The organism is Bradyrhizobium sp. T-12, assembly GCF_058314695.1.
On sequence record NZ_CM177756.1, the window covers coordinates 173,188 to 192,555 of the forward strand.

At 65.9% G+C, this 19,368-nt stretch carries 21 protein-coding genes; 12 read left to right on the forward strand and 9 right to left on the reverse strand.

Translation table 11 applies throughout. From position 1 onward, the window contains the following. Positions 1 to 160: 160 nt before the first annotated feature. The 7 genes from rsmI (at position 161) to AC0WRY_RS00845 (ending at position 7,149) form a co-directional block, all read left to right on the forward strand. Positions 161 to 1,111: a 16S rRNA (cytidine(1402)-2'-O)-methyltransferase gene (rsmI, locus tag AC0WRY_RS00815; RefSeq protein ID WP_194405241.1), complete on the forward strand. Its 951-nt coding sequence runs from the start codon at positions 161 to 163 to the stop codon at positions 1,109 to 1,111. Continuing rightward, positions 1,098 to 1,499, forward strand: a complete 402-nt coding sequence (locus tag AC0WRY_RS00820) for a YraN family protein (protein WP_194405242.1) — start codon at positions 1,098 to 1,100, stop codon at positions 1,497 to 1,499. The genes rsmI and AC0WRY_RS00820 overlap by 14 nt, the downstream gene beginning before the upstream one ends. A 10-nt stretch (positions 1,500 to 1,509) precedes the next feature. Beyond that, positions 1,510 to 2,454: a glutathione synthase gene (gshB, locus tag AC0WRY_RS00825; RefSeq protein WP_194405243.1), complete on the forward strand. Its 945-nt coding sequence runs from the start codon at positions 1,510 to 1,512 to the stop codon at positions 2,452 to 2,454. A gap of 282 nt (positions 2,455 to 2,736) precedes the next feature. Beyond that, on the forward strand, positions 2,737 to 3,549 hold the full coding sequence (cpaB, locus tag AC0WRY_RS00830; protein WP_194405244.1) for a Flp pilus assembly protein CpaB: 813 nt from the start codon (positions 2,737 to 2,739) through the stop codon (positions 3,547 to 3,549). Between the two features lie 10 nt (positions 3,550 to 3,559). Then, a complete protein-coding gene (locus tag AC0WRY_RS00835; RefSeq protein WP_194408120.1) occupies positions 3,560 to 5,077 on the forward strand; it encodes a type II and III secretion system protein family protein in 1,518 nt (505 codons plus the stop codon). A 51-nt stretch (positions 5,078 to 5,128) separates the two neighbouring features. Next, the gene (locus AC0WRY_RS00840) at positions 5,129 to 5,863 is read left to right on the forward strand and encodes a CpaD family pilus assembly protein (protein WP_491122544.1); all 735 of its coding nucleotides are present in this window, start codon (positions 5,129 to 5,131) and stop codon (positions 5,861 to 5,863) included. Beyond that, positions 5,860 to 7,149: a CpaE/TadZ family protein gene (locus AC0WRY_RS00845; protein WP_194405246.1), complete on the forward strand. Its 1,290-nt coding sequence runs from the start codon at positions 5,860 to 5,862 to the stop codon at positions 7,147 to 7,149. The genes AC0WRY_RS00840 and AC0WRY_RS00845 overlap by 4 nt, the downstream gene beginning before the upstream one ends. A gap of 14 nt (positions 7,150 to 7,163) precedes the next feature. On the opposite strand, the gene AC0WRY_RS00850 is transcribed toward AC0WRY_RS00845, so the two are convergent. Together AC0WRY_RS00850 and AC0WRY_RS00855 are read right to left on the reverse strand one after the other, a co-directional pair. Next, complete coding sequence (locus AC0WRY_RS00850) at positions 7,164 to 7,940, reverse strand: tetratricopeptide repeat protein (protein ID WP_491122545.1); 777 nt, start codon at positions 7,938 to 7,940, stop codon at positions 7,164 to 7,166. A gap of 80 nt (positions 7,941 to 8,020) precedes the next feature. After that, entirely contained in the window at positions 8,021 to 8,266 is a 246-nt protein-coding gene (locus AC0WRY_RS00855; protein ID WP_011083489.1) for a PilZ domain-containing protein, read from the reverse strand. Between the two features lie 228 nt (positions 8,267 to 8,494). Here AC0WRY_RS00855 and AC0WRY_RS00860 point away from each other — a divergent pair, with 228 nt between their 5' ends. The 5 genes from AC0WRY_RS00860 to AC0WRY_RS00880 all read left to right on the forward strand — a co-directional run bounded on the left by AC0WRY_RS00860 (position 8,495) and on the right by AC0WRY_RS00880 (position 14,870). Further along, entirely contained in the window at positions 8,495 to 10,033 is a 1,539-nt protein-coding gene (locus AC0WRY_RS00860; RefSeq protein WP_194405248.1) for a YifB family Mg chelatase-like AAA ATPase, read from the forward strand. A 109-nt stretch (positions 10,034 to 10,142) separates the two neighbouring features. Then, positions 10,143 to 10,610 (forward strand): hypothetical protein, encoded by a 468-nt coding sequence (locus AC0WRY_RS00865; RefSeq protein ID WP_194405249.1) that lies wholly within the window; start codon positions 10,143 to 10,145, stop codon positions 10,608 to 10,610. Between the two features lie 116 nt (positions 10,611 to 10,726). After that, complete coding sequence (locus AC0WRY_RS00870) at positions 10,727 to 12,952, forward strand: ATP-binding protein (RefSeq protein ID WP_491122546.1); 2,226 nt, start codon at positions 10,727 to 10,729, stop codon at positions 12,950 to 12,952. A 104-nt stretch (positions 12,953 to 13,056) separates the two neighbouring features. After that, entirely contained in the window at positions 13,057 to 13,686 is a 630-nt protein-coding gene (locus tag AC0WRY_RS00875; protein ID WP_491122547.1) for a histidine phosphatase family protein, read from the forward strand. Positions 13,687 to 13,811: 125 nt separating this feature from the next. Beyond that, positions 13,812 to 14,870, forward strand: coding sequence for an AI-2E family transporter (locus tag AC0WRY_RS00880; RefSeq protein WP_194405251.1), 1,059 nt, complete (start codon positions 13,812 to 13,814; stop codon positions 14,868 to 14,870). A 4-nt stretch (positions 14,871 to 14,874) separates the two neighbouring features. Here the strand turns inward: AC0WRY_RS00880 and AC0WRY_RS00885 are convergent, their stop codons facing one another. The 7 genes from AC0WRY_RS00885 to AC0WRY_RS00915 form a co-directional block, all read right to left on the reverse strand. Further along, a complete protein-coding gene (locus AC0WRY_RS00885; protein ID WP_194405252.1) occupies positions 14,875 to 15,114 on the reverse strand; it encodes a hypothetical protein in 240 nt (79 codons plus the stop codon). Between the two features lie 101 nt (positions 15,115 to 15,215). Continuing rightward, positions 15,216 to 16,172 carry a type I pantothenate kinase gene (gene coaA / locus AC0WRY_RS00890; protein WP_194405253.1) on the reverse strand — a complete coding sequence of 319 codons (957 nt, stop codon included), beginning with the start codon at positions 16,170 to 16,172 and terminating at the stop codon, positions 15,216 to 15,218. Positions 16,173 to 16,199: 27 nt separating this feature from the next. Continuing rightward, positions 16,200 to 16,526 (reverse strand): phosphoribosyl-ATP diphosphatase, encoded by a 327-nt coding sequence (locus AC0WRY_RS00895; protein WP_194405254.1) that lies wholly within the window; start codon positions 16,524 to 16,526, stop codon positions 16,200 to 16,202. An 89-nt stretch (positions 16,527 to 16,615) separates the two neighbouring features. Continuing rightward, on the reverse strand, positions 16,616 to 17,389 hold the full coding sequence (gene hisF, locus AC0WRY_RS00900) for an imidazole glycerol phosphate synthase subunit HisF (protein WP_194405255.1): 774 nt from the start codon (positions 17,387 to 17,389) through the stop codon (positions 16,616 to 16,618). Between the two features lie 10 nt (positions 17,390 to 17,399). Further along, the gene (hisA, locus tag AC0WRY_RS00905) at positions 17,400 to 18,137 is read right to left on the reverse strand and encodes a 1-(5-phosphoribosyl)-5-[(5-phosphoribosylamino)methylideneamino]imidazole-4-carboxamide isomerase (RefSeq protein ID WP_194408121.1); all 738 of its coding nucleotides are present in this window, start codon (positions 18,135 to 18,137) and stop codon (positions 17,400 to 17,402) included. After that, on the reverse strand, positions 18,134 to 18,784 hold the full coding sequence (gene hisH / locus AC0WRY_RS00910; protein ID WP_194405256.1) for an imidazole glycerol phosphate synthase subunit HisH: 651 nt from the start codon (positions 18,782 to 18,784) through the stop codon (positions 18,134 to 18,136). The genes hisA and hisH overlap by 4 nt, the downstream gene beginning before the upstream one ends. Next, the gene (locus AC0WRY_RS00915) at positions 18,781 to 19,311 is read right to left on the reverse strand and encodes a DUF2628 domain-containing protein (RefSeq protein WP_491122548.1); all 531 of its coding nucleotides are present in this window, start codon (positions 19,309 to 19,311) and stop codon (positions 18,781 to 18,783) included. Before AC0WRY_RS00915 ends, hisH begins: the two co-directional genes overlap by 4 nt. Positions 19,312 to 19,368: the final 57 nt, after the last annotated feature.

Here is a 19,368-nt window from a genome sequence, read left to right on the forward strand (position 1 = left end):
GGCGGCGTTTTCGCCGTGAATATGACGCTGATGCTTCATTCCCTTCGAATGTGATGCCTGTCGGATCACATTCCAGTCCTTCCTCACCCCTCACCTCGGTACGATCTTTTTCCAGGAGCTGGTTCCAAGCCCTGCGGATCGTGCCTAAGTTGACTTCATTATGCGCGCAAAGCCGGCCCCGATAAATACGCCTGAAGCCCAAGACGCCGCCTCGCGCGGCTTCTCCATTGATGCCCATCGGCTCCCGGCGCCGAAGGCGGCACCGGGCCTCCATCTGGTCGCAACCCCGATCGGCAATCTCGGCGATATCACGCTGCGGGCGCTGCAGACGCTGGCCGGCGTCGATGTCATCGCCTGCGAGGACACCCGCATCACCCGGCGCCTCACCGAGCGCTACGCCATCACCGCGCAGCTCAAGCAATATCATGAGCACAACGCCGAGGCCGCCCGGCCCAAAATCCTGGAGGCGCTTGCGGCGGGCGGCTCGGTCGCGCTGGTCTCGGACGCCGGCACGCCCTTGATCTCCGATCCCGGCTTCAAGCTCGTGCGCGAGGTCTGCGCCGCGGGCCACGCCGTCTATGCGCTGCCCGGGCCGTCCTCGGTGCTGGCGGCGCTGTCGGTCGCGGCGCTGCCGACCGACCGGTTCTTCTTCGAGGGTTTTCTGCCGGCGAAATCCGCCGCGCGCCGCGCCCGCCTGACCGAGCTCGCCCGCATCGACGCGACGCTGGTGATGTTCGACTCCGGCAACCGGGTGCAGGACACGCTCGCCGAGCTCGCCGAGATCATGGGCACACGCGAGGCCGCGATCTGCCGCGAGCTGACCAAGCTGCATGAGGAGATCTCGCGGGGAAAGCTGACCGAGCTGGCCCGCGATGCCGACGGGCTGGAGACGCGCGGCGAATTCGTGCTGGTGATCGCGCCGCCGGCTGATGACGCCGAGGTGCTGACACCGGATGCGCTGGACGAGCTCCTGCGCGAGCAGCTGGCCGCGCACAGCGTCAAGGACGCGGTGGCGCATGCGGTCGCGCTCTCAGGCCGGCCGCGCCGCGAGGTCTATGCCCGCGCGCTCGAGCTCGCAAAAGATTTGCGGGGCGGCAATGGCGAAGGCTGAGACGCCGAGGGAACCCAAGGTCGCCTCGCCCGAGCGCATCGCCGCGTTCCGCACCGGCATCTCCGCGGAAAGCCGCGCCACCGCCTATCTCATGGCCAAGGGCTACCGCATCCTCGCCAAACGCTACCGCACGCCGCATGGTGAGATCGACATCGTCGCGCGCCGCCGCAACTTGATCGCTTTCGTCGAGGTCAAGGCACGCGCCAGCCTCGACGATGCCGCCTTCGCCGTGACGCCGCGCCAGCAGCAGCGCATCATCGACGCCGCGCAAGGCTGGCTCGTGGCGCATCCCGAGCATGCCGAATTCGAATTGCGATTCGACGCCATGCTGATTGCGCCGCGCTCACTTCCGCGCCATGTGTTGGCGGCATTCGACGCCTCGACCTGAAAGGCAGACCATGAAACTGAACGTCGCCGTCCAGATGGACCCCATCGCCCGCATCAACATCAAGGGCGATTCCACCTTCGCGCTGCTCCTGGAGGCGCAGAAGCGCGGCCATGGCCTGTCCTATTACACGCCGGACAAGCTCTCGATGGTCGGCGAGGAGATCGTCGCGCCGGTTCAGCTCCTGACCGTGCGCGACGAGCCCGGCGATCATTTCACCCTCGGCGAGCCCCGGCGCGAAGCGCTCAACGGTTTCGACGTGGTGCTGCTGCGCCAGGATCCGCCGTTCGATCTCGCCTACATCACCTCGACGCACATGCTCGAGCGCATCCATCCGAAGACGCTTGTCGTCAACGATCCCGCCTCGGTGCGCAACGCGCCGGAAAAGCTGTTCGTGATGAACTTTCCGCAGCTGATGCCGCCGACGCTGATCTCGCGCGACTTAGATGAGATCAACGCGTTTCGCGACAAGCATGGTGCCGTCGTGATGAAGCCACTGCACGGCCATGGCGGCGCGGCGGTGTTCCGCGTGATGCCGCAGGACATGAATTTCGGCTCGCTGTTCGACATGTTCTCGGTGACGTTCCGGGAGCCGTGGGTGATCCAGCAGTTCATCCCCGAGGTGAAGCACGGCGACAAGCGCATCATCCTGGTCAATGGTGAATTCGCGGGCGCGGTGAACCGGGTGCCGGCCGCCGATGACCTCCGCTCCAACATGGTGCGCGGCGGCGCGGCGCAGGAGACCGAGCTCACCCCGCGCGAGCGCGAGATCTGCGCCACGGTCGGCCCGGCCTTGCGCGAGCGCGGCCTGTTGTTCGTCGGCATCGACGTCATCAACGGCAACCTCACCGAGATCAACGTGACCTCGCCCACGGGTATCCGCGCGATTGCGCGGCTCGGCGGCCCGGATGTCGCGGCGAAGATCTGGGACGTGATCGAAGAGAAGCGGAAGAAGTGAATCTTACTGGAGAGCCCGCACTCTCTCTCCACGCCGTCCCCTCACTAACCACCCGTTCACCATGACGCGCTCCCGCTCGTGCGAACGCACGAGTGCGCTTACGTGAATCTACGGGGTCGCTGGCCGACCGGCTAACGGGACGTTCACCATCTGCCGAAAGACCCCGGCGTGACCGGCGGGCGCGTTCGGCCTCGCAAGACCCCTTATACTTTTACTCCCTACTCATCGACACGGGGGGACCCGCCAGGTGCGGTTCGAGTGCCCCGCGTATGAGTAAAGCGTATGAACACCGCACGCATTGTCGTTCTCGTCATCGCGTTGGCCGCCGGCGGCGTCGCTGCCTATCTGGCGAGCGGCTATCAGAATGCCCCCGCGCCCGTTGCGGCCGTCGCCGAGAAGCTGCCGACGGTCGAAGTCCTCATCGCCAAGAACGACATCCAGCTCGGCCAGGCGCTCAAGCCCGACGATCTGCAATGGCAGACCTGGCCGGCGGCGACTGCGAGCAGCGCCTTCATCCGCCGTGACAGCAGGCCCGAGGCCGCGAGCCAGATCGCCGGCTCGATCGCGCGCGTCCCGCTGATGCAGGGCGAGCCGATCCGCGAGCAGAAGCTGGTCAAGGCCGAAGGCTCCGGCTTCATGGCCGCGATCCTGCCCTCCGGCATGCGCGCCGTTTCAACCGAGATTTCAGCCGAAACCGGCGCCGGCGGCTTCATCCTGCCGAACGACCGCGTCGACATCGTGCTGACCCGCCGCCTGAAGAATCCCGATACCAACGGCCCGACCGGCGGCAACGACCTCATCCTGTCCGAGGTCATCCTGACCAATATCCGCGTGCTCGCGATCGACCAGGCGCCGAAGGAGAAGGACGGTCAGAACGCGGTGGTCGGCAAGACCGTCACGCTCGAGCTCAAGCCCGACCAGGTCGCCACGCTGTCGGCCGCGCGCCAGGGCGGCACGCTGCAGCTTGCGCTGCGGAGCATCGTCGATGCCAACGCGACGGAAGTCACGGTCGAGGACCAGGGAGCCAAGCGCTCCGGAGGCGTCAACGTCATCCGCTACGGCGTGCAAACGCGGCAACTGACGTCACAGAAGTGATGGGGACATGATGAAGTACGGGGACAATCGGACGGGCGCGTGCATTCGGGGGAAGCGCGCACGCTCGTTCTGGACGGGGGTGGTGCTGGTGCTGGGGCTGCTCGCAGCCCCCGACTGCGTCAGGGCAGCGGACGCGCCGGTCGGCGACCAGGCACCGATGCAGGCGCCGGATCTCGGCGTGTCGCCGGTCGCGACGATGGCGTCGGCGCGGACGCGTTTTCTCTCGCTCGGTATCGGCAAATCCGTCGTCATCGACCTGCCCCGCGAGGTCAAGGACGTGCTGGTTGCCGATCCCAAGATCGCCAACGCGGTCATCCGCTCGGCTCAGCGCGCCTATATCATCGGCGGTCAGGTCGGCCAGACCAACGTCGTGTTCTTCGCCGCCGACGGCCAGCAGGTCGCCTCCTACGACATCGCGGTGAAGCGCGATCTCAACGGCATGCGCGCGGCCCTGCGCCAGTCGCTGCCGGGCGTGCAGATCGAAGGTGTCGGCGACAGCGTGATGCTGACCGGTTCGGTGTCGAGCCCGGTCGAGGCGCAGCAGGCCGGCGACGTCGCCGCAAAGCTGGTCGGCGGATCGGACAAGGTCGTCAACAACATCGTCGTGCGCGGCCGCGACCAGGTGATGCTCAAGGTCGTCGTCGGCGAAGTGCGCCGCGACATCGTCAAGCAGCTCGGCGTCGATCTCAGCGCCAGCCTGAACGCCGGCACGGCGGTGGTGAATTTCAACAATTCCAACCCGTTCTCGGTCTCGGGCGGGCCGATCGTCGGCAGCAACGGGCTCGGCGTCGCCGGGCTCGCCAAGGGCATCGCCACCGTCAGCGCCACCATGCGCGCGATGGAAAGTGCCGGTGTCATGCGCACGCTGGCCGAACCGAGCCTGACGGCGATCTCGGGCGAATCCGCCACTTTCGTTGCCGGCGGCGAATTCCCGATTCCCGGAGGCTATGCCTGCGATCCGGTCACTCACGTCTGCACCACCCAGGTCACCTACAAGAAGTTCGGCATCTCGCTGAACTTCACCCCGGTCGTGCTCAGCGAAGGCCGTATCAGCCTGCGCGTGATGACCGAGGTCTCGGAGCTGTCGAACACCAACTCGATCACCTTGACCCAGGCGGTGTCCTCGACCTCGAGCAATTCGATCACCATTCCCTCGATCCAGACCCGCCGCGCCGAGACCACACTGGAAATTCCCTCGGGCGGCTCGATGGCGATGGCCGGCCTGATCCAGCAGCAGACCAAGCAGGCAATCAACGGACTGCCTGGCGTCGACCAGGTACCGATCATCGGCGCGCTGTTCCGCAGCCAGGACTTCGTCAACAACGAGACCGAGCTGATGGTGATCGTCACGCCCTATGTGGTGCGCGCAGTCGCCCAGAAGGAATTGTCACGGCCCGACGACGGCTTTGCGCCGGCCTCGGACGCACAAAGGGCGCTGCTCGGCCGGGTCAATCGCCTCTACGGCGTCGCGGGCCCTGTCGATCCGGTCGCCGGCACGCCCGGGGATTTCGGGTTCATCATCGACTGAGACGAACGGTCTGGGGATCGGGGCAAGGAACGGGCAAGAGGGGACCAGGCGATGACGACAACATCAGCCGATCGACGTCGCGGCTTTGGGATCGCGCTGGCACTGACGGGCCTGTCCGTCATGCTCGGTGCCTGCAACACCACCGGCGACATCGTCACCCAGACGGTCCCGACCGATTACCGCCAGCGTCACCCGATCGCGGTGCAGGAGGGCAAGAAGTCGATCGTGATCTTCGTCGGCAAGGCGCGGGGCGGCCTCTCTGCCCCGCAGCATTCGGATGTCGCGGGCATTGCGCGGGACTGGGTGCGCGAAGGCACCGGCTCGGTCGTCGTCGACGTTCCCGTCGACAGCGCGAATTCGCGCGCGGCGGCCGCGACCTATCAGGAGATCCGCTCTGTGCTCGCATCCGGCGGCGTGCCGTCGCGTGCCATCGTGCAGCATCCCTATCGCCCTGAAGATCCCGGGCTGCTGCCCACGATTCGCCTGAGCTATTCCAGGATGGCCGCGGTGGCCGGCCCCTGCGGGCTGTGGCCGGAAGACGTCGGGCCTAACATCCTCGACCCCGGCTACAACGAGAACCGGCCCTTTTTCAATCTCGGCTGCGCCAGCCAGCGCAACCTCGCGGCAATGATCGACAACCCCGCCGATCTCGAGCAGCCACGATCCGAGACACCGGCCTATACCGCGCGGCGCGACATCGCGTTCGAGCGCTATCGCAAGGGCACGGCGATCTCGACTCCCAATCCCGACGCCGACAAGGCAAAGCTGAGCGACACAGGCAAATGACGGGCATCCACGACGAAGAAGCGGACGATTCGCTACATCCCGAGGAACACATCGCGCCGGTTCCTCGCATCTCGGTGCAGGCCTTTTGCGAGACCGAGCAGACGCTCAAGGCGGTGACCGCGGCCGGTCAGGACCGCCGGCTTGCCAAGGCGCATCTCACCGCCAAGGACGGCGGCCTTGCCGCGGCGATCGAAGTCTATGAGTCGATGCCGACGCCGAACGTGATCGTGATCGAATCCGACGGCACGCGCGACATTCTCGAGGGATTGGACGACCTCGCCGGCGTCTGCGACCCCGGCACCCGCGTGGTGGTGATCGGCAATCCCAACGACACGGCGCCCTATCGCGAGCTGGTGCGCCGCGGCGTCAACGACTATGTGGTCGGACCGGTCGAGACTCTCGACGTCGTCCGCTCGATCTGCAGCCTGTTCTCGGCCTCCGAGACCATCATCACCGGCCGCGTCATCGCAGTGGTCGGCGCCAAGGGCGGCGTCGGCGCGTCCACCGTCGCGCATAACGTGGCCTGGACCATCGCCCGTGATTTGTCGCTCGATTCGGTCGTGATCGACCTCGATCTCGCCTTTGGCACCGCGGGCCTCGATTACAACCAGGATCCGGTGCAGGGCATCGCCAATGCGGTGCTATCGCAGGACCGGCCGGATACGGCGCTGATGGAGCGCCTGCTCGCCAAATGCACCGAGCGCCTCAGCCTGCTCGCTGCGCCGGCGACCCTCGACCGCGTCTACGATTTCGGCGCCGAAGCCTTCGACGCCGTGTTCGACACGCTGCGCATGACCACGCCCTGCATCGTGCTCGACGTCCCCCATCAATGGTCCGGCTGGACGCGGCGCGCGCTGGTGAACGCCGACGACATCGTCATCGTCGCCGAGCCCGATCTTGCGAACCTGCGCAACACCAAGAACATGCTGAGCGTGCTGAAAGCGGCGCGACCAAACGACCGGCCGCCACTGTACTGCCTCAACCAGGTCGGCATGCACAAGCGCGCGGAGATCGACGTCAAGGCCTTCGCCAAAACCATGGAGAGCCAGCCGATCGCGGTGATCCCGTTCGATTCGAAGCTGTTCTCGACCGCGGCCAATAACGGCCAGATGATCGCGGAAGTCTCCAAGAACCACCGCACCACCGAGCTGTTTCAGAACATGGCGAACCGCCTCGCGGGCCGCGGCGAGGTGAAGAAGCCGAAGCGCTCGTTGCTCGAGCCGTTGCTGAAGAAGCTGAAGGGCCGGTCGGGCCGCCCATCGGCCCCGCATCGCAAGGCCTCGTAGGCAAGAAGGCCGGGCTACTTCTCGGCCCGCTGCTGCTGCTTCTTCGCCAGAAGCTGGCGCAGCGCCGTGACCTTTTCCGCCGCCTGATCCGGCGGCAAATCCGCCTTGACGAGGATTTCAGCCTCGGCCTGGCGTCCCTGCAATCCCAGCACGAGGGCGAGGTTGGCACGGATCCGCACGTCTTTCTGATTGCGCTGATGGGCGCGGCCGAGCACCTGTTCGGCCCGCGGCAACTTGTTCTGCAGCATGTAGGACAGGCCGAGATTGGACAGAATCTGCGGCTCATCAGGCACGATCTTCAGCGCGCTTGCGTAATATTGCTGCGCCTCTTCATTGCGGCCGAGCTGATCGAGCGCGGCGCCCTGCGCCGATAATATCCGCCAGTCGGGATCTTCAGGCGTATGCGCGCGGCTGAGCACGTCGAAGGCCTGCTGAAAATTGCCGCTGTCGGCGAGCGCACGGCCATAGCCGGCGAGCAGCGCCTTGTTGCTGGGATGGGCGAGCACGGCCTGCTCCAGCACCGCAACCGCCTGTGCGCGCTGGCCGGTGTCGCGCAGCGCCTTGCCGTATTCGAGCGCAATGGCGGGATCGCTGGGCTTGGCGCGGTAACGCTCGCGAAGCGCGTCCATCTCCGGCCTGGCGTCGGCTTTGGCGGCGGATTCCTGCTTGCCGTCGAGCGCCCCGGTGACGTCCTCGATGCCAGTGGTCTGACAGCCGCCGAGGCCGAGCACCAGGAGGGCGGGAAGCAGCAATCTCGCCGGGGGGAAGGCGAGGGACGAACGCTTGGACATACTCTGATCACTCGGCAACTGATCAGAGATGCTTACCGATTAACGCTAAAGTCCCGTTAAGGACGAAGGGCCCTTGCGTCTCAATCGGTGAATTCAGCGCCGAACTCGCAGCCGATGCGCCAGCGCAGCCGGCACTGCCGGGAATAGTCGGGCGCGAAGATGATGGTGAATTGCGGCGGCACTTCCAGAAACTCCGCCACGACCTTCACGCCGCCATCCGAGATATCCGTGATCGTGCAGTCCCGCGGCAGCGAGCCCGCGCCAAAATGGATCTTGGCGAGCCGGCTGCACACCCGACGTTCGCTTCTCCGGCGATTTGCAAGCATTTGAATTGTTCACCCGTTAGACCACGGCCCATCCCGCAGCCCTAGGAGTAACGGACATTCGTTGGAATGTGCTGAGGGGAGAAGCTCGCATTTGAGGTGGTGTGTCGGTCCGGCGTTTACGATCGGTTAGGGGTTGCTCGCCCTCCTCGAATGTTCCTGTATTGTTCTTGCGGAGAGGACCAAGCTCTGCTACCCCTAATTGCACAAGAGGGGCAGGCTGGTTTGAGCATGGTTCAGCGGGTTTCCACCGTCGCCTTTGAGGGGATCGAGGCCCGCGCGGTCGACGTGCAGGTGCAGGTCGCGCCTGGATTGCCGGCCTTCGCCATCGTCGGCCTGCCGGACAAGGCGGTGTCGGAGGCGCGCGAGCGGGTGCGTTCGGCGCTGATCGCCTCTGGGCTTGCGCTGCCGGCGCGGCGGATCATCGTCAATCTGGCGCCGGCCGACCTTCCCAAGGAAGGCAGCCATTACGATTTGCCGATCGCGCTCGGCCTGATGGCGGCGATCGGGGCGATTCCGCCGGATGCGCTGACGGGCTTCACTGTGCTCGGCGAGCTCGGTCTCGACGGCTCGATCGCACCCGTGGCCGGCGTTCTGCCCGCCGCGATCGGCGCCAATATGCGCGAGGAAGGGCTGATCTGCCCGGCCTCCTGCGGCTCCGAAGCGGCGTGGGCGAGCCCGGACATCCAGATCATCGCAGCCCACTCGCTGATCCAGATCGCCAACCATTTCAAAGGCACGCAGGTGTTGTCGCGGCCCTTGCCGAAGGTGCACGAGCCTGCTGCGTCCACGCTCGACCTGCGCGACATCAAGGGTCAGGAAAGCGCCAAGCGGGCGCTGGAGATCGCGGCGGCCGGCGGGCACCATCTGCTCATGATCGGCGCGCCCGGCGCCGGCAAGTCGATGCTGGCCGCGCGCCTGCCATCGATCCTGCCGCCGCTGTCGCCGGGCGAGCTGCTCGAGGTCTCGATGATCGCCTCCGTTGCCGGCGAGATCGAAGGCGGCGCGCTGACGGCGCGGCGGCCGTTCCGCTCGCCGCATCATTCCGCCAGCATGGCCGCGCTTACCGGCGGCGGCATGCGCGCCAAGCCCGGCGAGATCTCGCTGGCGCATCAGGGCGTGCTGTTCCTCGACGAGCTTCCCGAATTCGATCCGCGCGTACTGGATTCGCTGCGCCAGCCGCTGGAGAACGGCGAGGTCGCGGTGTCACGCGCCAATCACCGCGTCACCTACCCTGCCCGCTTCATGCTGGTCGCGGCGATGAATCCGTGCCGCTGCGGCAACGCGTTCGAGCCCGGCTATGCCTGCAAGCGCGGCCGCATCGACCGCTGCACCGGCGACTACCAGGCGCGCATCTCGGGGCCGCTGATGGACCGCATCGATCTGCGCATCGAAGTGCCGGCCGTGACCGCGGCCGATCTGATCCTGCCGCCGCCGGCGGAAGGCTCCGCCGAAGTCGCGGCGCGCGTGGCCGCGGCGCGCGACATCCAGCTCGCGCGTTACGCGGATGCCGGCCTGCCCAACGTCCGCACCAATGCCGAGGCGCCTGCGTCGGTGCTGGAGGAGATCGCCAAGCCGGATGCGCAAGGCGCAAAACTGCTACGCGACGCCGCCGAGACGATGCGGCTGTCGGCGCGCGGCTATCACCGCGTGCTGCGGGTGGCGCGCACGCTGGCCGACCTCGATCATGCCGACAAGATCGGCCGGCTGCATCTCGCCGAAGCGCTGTCCTATCGCGCACTCGCGGAGGATGTGCGGCAGCTGGCTTGATCATTCCGCACATCAACCCGGCGGTAACGAGTTTCCTTTACGCTCTGCAAACCATAAGGCCCGCTGATTTCGGTTTCGAGTTCCCCGAGGGCCCGGCGAGTAGAGTGTCATGTTGCGTTTCAAGATCCTGGCCTCGGTTGTTCCCCTGTTGGCGGCGGCGGTGTTTGCCCGGGCCGAGATCGGATCGGTCTCGCATCCCTGCATCGCCCTCGGCGACACCTCGGTCGAGCTGACGTCGCTGTTCTGGACCGCCGGCGTGCATGTCGCCTTCACCGATGATCCGGAACGGGCCACGGTCCGGGTGCAAGTCACCGACGATGCCGACGCTGCGGACTTCACCGTGGTGGACGACGGCCTCGGTTCCGAGCCGGATTCCTGCCAGGCCAATCCCTCCACGCGCCTCGTCTCGATTGCCGCGCAGCCCGTCGATGGCGGCCAGGTGATCTATCTCTCCACCGAAGGGCCGGCGGACTACCGCATCTATGTGCGCTCGAAGTCGTTCTCGCAGCGCGAGGCGGCGGCGCTGATCGTCGGCGCCCGCGGCAGCCATCGCCATCTCCAGGCCGCCTCGCTCTGAGGGGTTAACACCTCATCAACCCTGTTTGGAGGCAGCAGCAAAGCCTCAAACTGTTCGCAAGGTCGAGGCGACATCGTCGCACGCGGCGGCGGGTTTGAGACAAAGGTCGGTTGGCGATGGGTCGGACGTTCCGGATCAAGGTGCGCATGCGCCGTTTCAGGCGGCAGCACCCCCGCATAGCCTTCGCGATCCGCTCCTTCATGATCTTCTCGGCGACCTTCGGCGGCGCCTATGGTTTCGTCTCCGGCAGCCGGTCGGAAAACTCCGGCTACGATCCCCATGCCTTTGCGATCGGCGCGAGCCTGCTGTTCGCGATCGCCTGCCTCGGCCTTGCGACGCTCAGCATGCGCCTGCGCTTCGTGGCCAAGCGGCTGCGGACGCTCGCCGCCCACAACGAAACCCTGATCGACCGCAATTGGGAGCTGAAGGAAGCGGAAGAACGCGCCCGCAGCCTGTTCGAGCAGCAGGGCGATCTCATCGTGCTGCGCGCGACCGACGGCCGCATCACCTTTGCCAACGAGGCCTATTGCGCGCTCGCGGGACAAAAGCGCAGCGCGCTGGTCGGCACGCGTTTTAATTTCGACGTGCTGGAGCAGGGCGACAGCGCGCGCGAGAGCAACGGCACGCGCATCCACGACCAGAAGATCGCAACCCCGCTCGGCGCGCGCTGGATCGCCTGGCGCGAGGGTTATGTCCGCCTCGATGCCGGCCAGCCCGCCGAATTGCAGAGCGTGGGGCGCGACGTCACCGACCGCACCGAAACCGAGCGCGCCTTGTCCGACGCGCGCGACCAGGCCGACGCCGCCAACCGCGCCAAATCGCGCTTCCTCGCGATGGCCTCGCACGAGATCCGCACGCCGCTCAACGGCATCATCGGCATGGGCGGGCTCCTGCTCGACACCAATCTGACGCCGGAGCAGGCAACCTATGCCAAAGCGGTCAAGACCTCGGGCGAGGCCTTGATGGCGCTGATCGAGGAATTGCTCGACTATTCCAAGATCGAAGCGGGCAAGCTCGATCTCGAGCAGCGCCCCTTCGCGCTCTCGGTCCTGGTCGAGGAGATCACCGAGCTGCTGGCGCCGCGCGCGCAGGCAAAGTCGCTGGAGATCGCGGCCTATGTCGACGAGCGGCTGCCGCTGGAAGTGGTCGGCGACGCCGCTCGGCTGCGCCAGGTGCTGCTCAACCTCGCCGGCAACGCCATCAAGTTCACGGGCAGCGGCGGCGTCGCGCTGATCGTCGAGCCCGGCATCTGGCCGAACGAGATCAGCTTCCTGGTCCGCGACACCGGCATCGGCATTGCGCCGGAAGCGCAGCAGCGCATCTTCCGCGAATTCGAGCAGGCCGACGAGCGCATCGCCCGCACCTATGGCGGCACCGGGCTCGGGCTTGCCATCAGCGAACGCATCGTCAGGCGCATGGGCGGCCGGATCACGCTCGAAAGCGAGCCGGGCAAGGGCTCGACCTTCGAGATCGCGGTGCCGCTTCCGCCGTCGCAAGCCAGCGCGGGACAGACGGCCTTTCCGAGCCCCGACCTCGCCGGCAAGTCGATCCTGCTCGTCGCCGACGGCATCGAAGCCTCGCTGATTGCGCGGCGCCTGGAGCGCTGGGGCGGCCAGACCTGCATGGTTGCGGACGCCGCCGTCGCCGAAGCGCTGCTGCCCGAGCGCTCATGGCACGTCGTGCTGATCGATCGCGCGATCGGCCCTGAATTGGCCGACCAGCTGGGCGACATGGCCCGCGCGCATGCGCCGCAGCGCCTCGTCCTGCTGACGTCGAGCTCGCGCCATGAAAAGCAGTCGCCGGCCTTCACCGGCTTTCTGGTGAAGCCGCTGCGGGCGGCCTCGCTCGCCGCGCGCCTTTCGCTAGCGCCGGAGGTCGCCTCGCCCGATCTCGCGCCGGAACCACCGGCTGAAGCTACGGGCGGGCCACAAGCAAAGGGCCTGTCGATCCTCGTCGCAGAGGACAACGAGATCAACGCGCTGTTGATGCGCTCGCTGCTGACGAAGCTCGGCCATCGCGTCGTGATCGCCGTGCACGGCGAGGCCGCGCTGGAATCCTGGCTCGCAGCGTCATCGGCCGGTACGCCCTATGATCTCGTGCTGATGGATATCCAGATGCCGCAGCTCGACGGCATCGAGGCGACGAAGCGGATCCGCGCGCATGAGGCCGCCACGGGCAGCCACCACACGCCGATCCTCGCCCTCACCGCCAATACGCTGGTGGAGGATCGCTATGCCTGCTTCGAAGCCGGCATGACCGGCTTTCTGATCAAGCCGCTCGATCGCGACAAGCTCGACGAAGCGCTGGCAGGGCTCGCGGCCGCGCGGCGGCTGGCCGTCTAATCGGGAACCTCGCGGGAACCCGGGTCGGTCAGCATTCGATAATTGAAGTCGAGCGGTTTGCGCGTCACCATCCTCGGGGGCATTGGCAATCGAGGATTTTGCGCATGAACGTGCTTTGCCGCCTCACATTGATTGTCCTGCTCGCCGGCTTCTCCCGACATGCCGCGGCCGATACGCCTGATCTCATCGCCTCGCTCAAGCAAGGCGGCTACGTGCTGATCTTCCGGCACACCGCCACCGACGACAGCCAAAAGGACGTCTATCCCTTCAAGTTCGACGATATGAGCGCGCAGCGCCAGCTCAGCGACAAGGGCAGGGACATGGCGCGCCAGATCGGGGCGGCAATCAAGGAGCTCGCGATCCCGATCGGCGATGTCTATACCAGCCGGCTGAACCGCGCGATCGAGGCCGGCAAGCTGATCTCCGGCCACGAGGTCAAGCCGGTCGATGCGCTGACGGACAGCAGCAATGCCAGCGCGTCGGGAATGGCAAACCCGACCGGCGCCAATGCCAAGGCGGGACAGGCCGTGCGTCAACTCGTCGATGCGCCGCCGAAAGCCGGCACCAACACGTTCCTGATGACCCACAAGACAACCATCGCCGATGCCTTCGGCAAGGAGGCCGGCGACGTGCAGGAAGGCGAAGCCTTCGTTTACAAGGCCGGTGGCTCCGGCCCCGCCACCTTTGCAGGACGCATCAAGATCGCGGATTGGACCACGAAGGCCGGCAAGTGACAGGCCGGATCCATCCGGCCGGCGGCGCGACGGAGGCGGGGCGTGACTTGCGACCATGACTTGCCGCTCCGCCTCGGTCCTGTGCTAGCAACGTCCGGTAAGGTGCGACTGGAGGCCGGCGACACGTGAGAACATCGGAAGACCGCTCATTCCTCGTCTGGCTCGGCGCGATCACCCTCGTGTTCGGCTGGCTGCTTTGGCCGTTCTCCGGCGCGGTATTGTGGGCCACGCTGCTGGCGATCATCTTCGCGCCGGTCTATCGACGCTCCCTGGAAATGTTTCCGGAATGGCGCAACCTTGCTGCGCTCTCCACCGTCATCGTGGTGGTCGTCATGGTCCTGATCCCCGTCGGGATCGTGATCGCGTCGCTCATCGACCAGGGCGGCGAGCTCTACCAGCGCGTTCAGACCGGCGAGATCAATCTGGCTCATCCCCTGCAGCAGCTGAAAGCCGCGCTGCCGGATTGGGCCGCCTCCATATCGGATCGCCTGGCCGGCATCGATCTGACCGCACTGAAGGAACGCCTGTCGAGCCTGGTGGTGCCGGCCGGCCAGCAGCTCGCCGGGCACGCGATCAACCTCGGCCAATTGACGCTGGAGTTCGTCGCGAGCCTGCTCGTGATGCTGTACCTGCTGTTCTTCTTCCTGCGCGACGGCGACGAGCTGAACCTGCGGATCCGCGACGCGCTGCCGCTGCGCGCGAGCCAAACCGCCGAGATCTTGGACGCGTTCACGCTGGCGGTTCGCGGGACGATCAAGGGCATCATCCTGGTTGCGATGATCCAGGGTGCGCTTGGCGGGCTGATCTTCTGGCTGCTCGGGCTGACCGCGCCGCTGCTGGCGGGCGCCATCATGGCGCTGCTTTCGCTTCTGCCCGTGCTTGGCTCCGCCCTCGTCTGGGCGCCCGCCGGACTCTATTTGCTTGTGTCCGGTTCCGTCACGAAGGGGCTCATCCTGCTCGCTTTCGGAACCTTCGTGATCGGTCTTGCCGACAATTTTCTGCGTCCTGTCCTAGTCGGACAGTCGATCCGGATGCCCAGCTACGTCGTGCTGCTCGCCACGCTCGGCGGCCTTGCAACCTTTGGCGCGAACGGCTTCGTCATCGGCCCGCTCGTCGCCGCGATGTTCCTGACGGCATGGCAGATCTTCATCGGTTCGAAAGAGCGGCAGCAGATCCGCAAGTGACCCGTTACGCGGCGTGAGCCACAAAACGCGGCGCGGAGAGCCTGTCAGGCGGCCCCGGAGTTTCCTTGAAGATGGTATCCGCCTGCGCGGCGCGCTTGCAATGCGGGCAGACGAAGAGGTGCGCGATGATCGGAACCGGCTCGTCCGCGAGCAGTTCGGATCGCCACCATCTCATCTCGATATGGCAATCCGGGCAGGTCGGCGCTTCCAGATGCTCGGCGGCACTTCTGAGACGATCAACCATGGAGCCCTCGCATTTCGAAGGTCATAGCCGAATACCGCTTGCCGGTCTGCAACAAAAGACACTTTTTGCCCGAACAGACCAGCGCTGCTCAACCGATGCGATCACAGCCGCCTGAGCGCCACGCTCTCCACCGTGTGGTCGGCGCCCTTCTTCAGGATCAGCGTCGCGCGGGGACGGGTCGGCAGGATGTTGTCCTCGAGATTGGCGAGGTTGGTGCGCTCCCAGATCGCGATCGCGGTGGCGGTGGCTTCATCGTCCGAGAGCAACGCATAGCGGTTGAAGTAGGATTTTGGATTGGTGAACGCGGTGTCGCGCAGCGCCAGGAAGCGCTTGATGTACCATTGCCGCAGCGCCGCCTCGTCGGCGTCGATATAGACCGAGAAATCGAAGAAGTCGGAGACCACTGGCACCGCCTTGCCGTCCCGCGGCAGCTTGCCGGTCTGCAGCACGTTGACGCCCTCGACGATCAGGATGTCGGGCTGGTCGATCTCGGCCCACTGGTTCGGCACGATGTCGTAGGTCAGATGCGAATAGACCGGCGCGCGCACATGACGCCGGCCGGACTTGATATCGGAGAGGAAGCTGAGCAGCAGCGGCAGGTCGTAGCTTTCAGGGAAACCCTTCTTCTGCATGATGCCCTGCCGATCGAGCACCGCGTTGGGATAGAGAAACCCGTCGGTGGTGACCAGCTCGACCTTCGGACGCGGTGACCAGCGCGCCAGCAGCGCCTGGAGCACGCGGGCCGTGGTGGATTTCCCGACGGCGACCGATCCGGCGACGCCGATGATGTAGGGCACCTTGCGGTCGCGGATGTTCAGGAACTGGCGCTCGGCGTAATACAGGCGCTGCATCGCATCGACGTAGATCGAGAGCAGGCGCGACAGTGGAAGGTAGATGTCCTCGACCTCCTGAAGGTCAAGGCGGTCGTGCAGTGAGCGCAGCCGGTCGAACTCGCCCGGCTCCAGCGTCATCGGCGTGTCGTCGCGCAGTCGCGACCACTCTTCGCGCGTATAAACGCGGTACGGATTATACTGCTGCTCGGGTGCGCGGATATCCATGACGCGACCTTTCCGTTGAGAGCCTGACTAGCTGCCGCTCTTGCGTGACGCTTTCTCTTCCAACCCAGACATATTCGTCCGCTTGTCCAGCGCCGCCTCGACCTCCTCCAGCTTTACGCCGCGGGCCTTGAGCAAGACAAGGAAGTGATAGAGCAGGTCGGCACTTTCAGCGATCAGATGCGCGCGATCGTTTTCGACTGCTGCGATTACGGTTTCGACTGCTTCCTCACCGAACTTCTTGGCGCAATGCTCGGCGCCCTTGTCGAGGAGCTTGCGGGTATAGGACGCCTCGCCGCCGGCCGCCGCGCGGGCGTCGATGGTCTCGGCCAGATCGTGGATCGTGAAACGCGGCATCGGACTTACTCGAAAACACGCTTGGCAGCAGACTTGGCTACGGAGGCCATCCCCGCTACCTCATGTAGCACTTTTACGAACGGGAGTCGTCAGGCATCGAGGCGCATCGCCAGTCCGCGGCGGGCCATGTGCTCCTTGGCTTCGCGGATGGTGAATTCCCCGAAATGGAAGATCGAGGCCGCCAGCACAGCCGTGGCGTGTCCATCGCGGATGCCGTCGACGAGATGGTCGAGATTGCCGACGCCGCCCGAGGCGATCACCGGAACGGGCACGCTGTCGGCGATCGCCCGGGTCAGCGGGATGTCGAATCCTTTCCTCGTGCCATCGCGGTCCATCGAGGTGAGCAGGATTTCGCCGGCGCCGAGCGAGACCACTTCCTGGGCATATTCGATCGCATCGATACCGGTCGAGTTGCGCCCGCCATGGGTAAAGATCTCCCAGCGCTCACCGCCCGGGCGCTTGACCCGCTTGGCGTCGATCGCGACCACGACGCACTGCTCGCCGAATTTCTCGGCCGCTTCCTTGACGAACTCACGCCGCGACACCGCGGCGCTGTTGATCGAGACCTTGTCGGCCCCCGCGCGCAGCAGCGTCTTGATGTCGTTGACCTCGCGCACGCCGCCACCGACGGTGACGGGCATGAAACAGGCTTCCGCGGTGCGGCGGACCACGTCGAGCATGATGCCGCGGTTTTCGTGAGTGGCGGTGATGTCGAGGAAGGTGAGCTCGTCGGCGCCGGCGGCGTCATAGGCAATGGCGGCCTCGACGGGATCGCCGGCATCGCGCAGGTCAACGAAGTTGACGCCCTTGACGACGCGGCCGTCCTTGACGTCGAGGCAGGGGATCACGCGCACCTTGAACATGTGTCGGCTCCTAGGCGGTGCGCGCGTTGCGGATCAAGGTGAGGGCAGCCGCGGGATCGAGCCGGCCGTCGTAAAGCGCGCGGCCCGCAATCGCGCCGGCGAGCTTTTTCGCGCGCGGCGTCAGCATCGCCTTGACGTCCTCGATCGAGGCGAGGCCGCCCGAGGCGATCACGGGAATCGAGATGGCATCGGCGAGCGCAATGGTCGCGTCGAGGTTCAAGCCCTTGAGCAGGCCGTCGCGCGCGATGTCGGTGAAGATGATCGCGGCGACGCCGGCATCTTCGAAACGCTTGGCGATTTCGAGCACCGTGACCTGCGAAGTCTCGGCCCAGCCTTCGACCGCGACCTTGCCGTCGCGCGCATCGAGCCCGACCGCGACGCGGCCGGGGAATGTCTTCGCGGCAGATTTCACCAACTCCGGATCACGCACCGCGGCAGTACCGATGATGACGCGGGTGATGCCCTTGTCGAGCCAGGCTTCGACGGTCTGGAGATCGCGAATGCCGCCGCCGAGCTGCACCGGAATCTTGATCGTCTTCAGCATCGCCTCGACGGCCTCAGCATTCACCGGCTTGCCGGCGAAGGCGCCGTCGAGGTCGACGACGTGCAGATACTCAAAGCCCTGCTCGACAAAGCTCTGCGCCTGCGCGGCCGGATTGAGGTTGAACACGGTCGCGCGCGCCATGTCGCCTTGCTCGAGGCGCACGCACTGACCGTTCTTGAGGTCGATCGCGGGGAAGAGAATCACGGTTTCCATCGCAAAAAGTTCGAGATCAAAGCGAGGCCGAAGCGCTGGCTTTTCTCGGGGTGAAACTGCGTGCCGATGGCGGTGTCCTTGCCGACGATCGCGGTGACAGGCCCGCCGTAATCGGCGCGCGCGAGCACGTCCGCCTCGTTGGCGGCGTTGAGGTGATAGGAGTGAACGAAGTAAGCGTGCTGGCCCTTTGGGCCGAGCGGCAGCTTGTTCAGCACCGGATGCTCCCTGAGCACCTCCAGCGTGTTCCAGCCCATGTGCGGGATCTTCAGGCTCTCGTCGCGCGGCGTGATCTTCTCGACGTCGCCGCCGATCCAGTTCAGGCCTTCGGTGACGACATGCTCCTTGCCGCGGCTCGCCATCAGCTGCATGCCGACGCAGATGCCGAAGAACGGGCGCGCCTTGACGCGCACCGCTTCGGTGATCGCCTCGACCATGCCGTTGACGGCATCGAGCCCGCGGCGGCAATCGGCGAAAGCGCCGACGCCGGGCAGCACCAGACGGTCGGCTTCGTAAGCTTGGTCCGGATCGCTGGTAACAAAGACCTTTTGCGGGTTCTCCAGGCTGCGCGCGGCGCGCTCGAAGGCCTTCGCGGCGGAATGCAGATTGCCGGAACCGTAATCGATGATGGCGACGCTCATCTTGACCCTCCCGGTTCTGGAAACAATCCAATGATGCCGCCGGCCGGAATCGGCGGCGGGTTCGAGAATGGCTGACCCGGCACGCTGCGGGTCGGCGGCGGGCCGCCGCGATCGACGGCCCATTGATCATTGACGATGCCGTGCTGGGATTTACTCCAGCGCTCGAAGAAGCGGCGCTCGGCCGTGTCCTCGTCGTCGGCAACCACCACGTCGAGTTGCCGCCAATTGCCGCGCGACAGCGTCCAGCGGCACAGGCTCGCAGCCTCAAGACCCATCAAGAGGGCGACGATGAGGTCAGCGAAGAAGATCGACGAGCGTCCGACGCCGAGGCTCGACAGCCCCGCATTGAACGCGGCGACGAAGATCAGATAGCCGATCAGCGCCAGCCACAGCCTGTTCCACAGCAGCCAGAGCGGTCCGAAGATCATCGCCCAGAAATGAAAGCCGTCGCGCACGAACACGAATTTGTCGGTCGCGCGCAGATCGGCTCCGGCAGGGGAGGGAGCGTGAACTGTGTAGACAGGCATGGTGATGCCCCGTTCCTCGGAATTCAGTGATAGGCGGCGTGTGCCGCCGGCCGAATG

Excerpts from the sequence above, each read along its gene's own strand:
- rsmI (WP_194405241.1), top strand. The coding sequence starts at position 161 with ATGCGCGCAAAGCCGGCCCCGATAAATACGCCTGAAGCCCAAGACGCC.
- AC0WRY_RS00820 (WP_194405242.1), top strand. The coding sequence starts at position 1,098 with ATGGCGAAGGCTGAGACGCCGAGGGAACCCAAGGTCGCCTCGCCCGAG.
- gshB (WP_194405243.1), top strand. The coding sequence starts at position 1,510 with ATGAAACTGAACGTCGCCGTCCAGATGGACCCCATCGCCCGCATCAAC.
- cpaB (WP_194405244.1), top strand. The coding sequence starts at position 2,737 with ATGAACACCGCACGCATTGTCGTTCTCGTCATCGCGTTGGCCGCCGGC.
- AC0WRY_RS00835 (WP_194408120.1), top strand. The coding sequence starts at position 3,560 with ATGAAGTACGGGGACAATCGGACGGGCGCGTGCATTCGGGGGAAGCGC.
- AC0WRY_RS00840 (WP_491122544.1), top strand. The coding sequence starts at position 5,129 with ATGACGACAACATCAGCCGATCGACGTCGCGGCTTTGGGATCGCGCTG.
- AC0WRY_RS00845 (WP_194405246.1), top strand. The coding sequence starts at position 5,860 with ATGACGGGCATCCACGACGAAGAAGCGGACGATTCGCTACATCCCGAG.
- AC0WRY_RS00850 (WP_491122545.1), bottom strand. The coding sequence starts at position 7,940 with ATGTCCAAGCGTTCGTCCCTCGCCTTCCCCCCGGCGAGATTGCTGCTT.
- AC0WRY_RS00855 (WP_011083489.1), bottom strand. The coding sequence starts at position 8,266 with ATGCTTGCAAATCGCCGGAGAAGCGAACGTCGGGTGTGCAGCCGGCTC.
- AC0WRY_RS00860 (WP_194405248.1), top strand. The coding sequence starts at position 8,495 with ATGGTTCAGCGGGTTTCCACCGTCGCCTTTGAGGGGATCGAGGCCCGC.
- AC0WRY_RS00865 (WP_194405249.1), top strand. The coding sequence starts at position 10,143 with ATGTTGCGTTTCAAGATCCTGGCCTCGGTTGTTCCCCTGTTGGCGGCG.
- AC0WRY_RS00870 (WP_491122546.1), top strand. The coding sequence starts at position 10,727 with ATGGGTCGGACGTTCCGGATCAAGGTGCGCATGCGCCGTTTCAGGCGG.
- AC0WRY_RS00875 (WP_491122547.1), top strand. The coding sequence starts at position 13,057 with ATGAACGTGCTTTGCCGCCTCACATTGATTGTCCTGCTCGCCGGCTTC.
- AC0WRY_RS00885 (WP_194405252.1), bottom strand. The coding sequence starts at position 15,114 with ATGGTTGATCGTCTCAGAAGTGCCGCCGAGCATCTGGAAGCGCCGACC.
- coaA (WP_194405253.1), bottom strand. The coding sequence starts at position 16,172 with ATGGATATCCGCGCACCCGAGCAGCAGTATAATCCGTACCGCGTTTAT.
- AC0WRY_RS00895 (WP_194405254.1), bottom strand. The coding sequence starts at position 16,526 with ATGCCGCGTTTCACGATCCACGATCTGGCCGAGACCATCGACGCCCGC.
- hisF (WP_194405255.1), bottom strand. The coding sequence starts at position 17,389 with ATGTTCAAGGTGCGCGTGATCCCCTGCCTCGACGTCAAGGACGGCCGC.
- hisH (WP_194405256.1), bottom strand. The coding sequence starts at position 18,784 with ATGAGCGTCGCCATCATCGATTACGGTTCCGGCAATCTGCATTCCGCC.
- AC0WRY_RS00915 (WP_491122548.1), bottom strand. The coding sequence starts at position 19,311 with ATGCCTGTCTACACAGTTCACGCTCCCTCCCCTGCCGGAGCCGATCTG.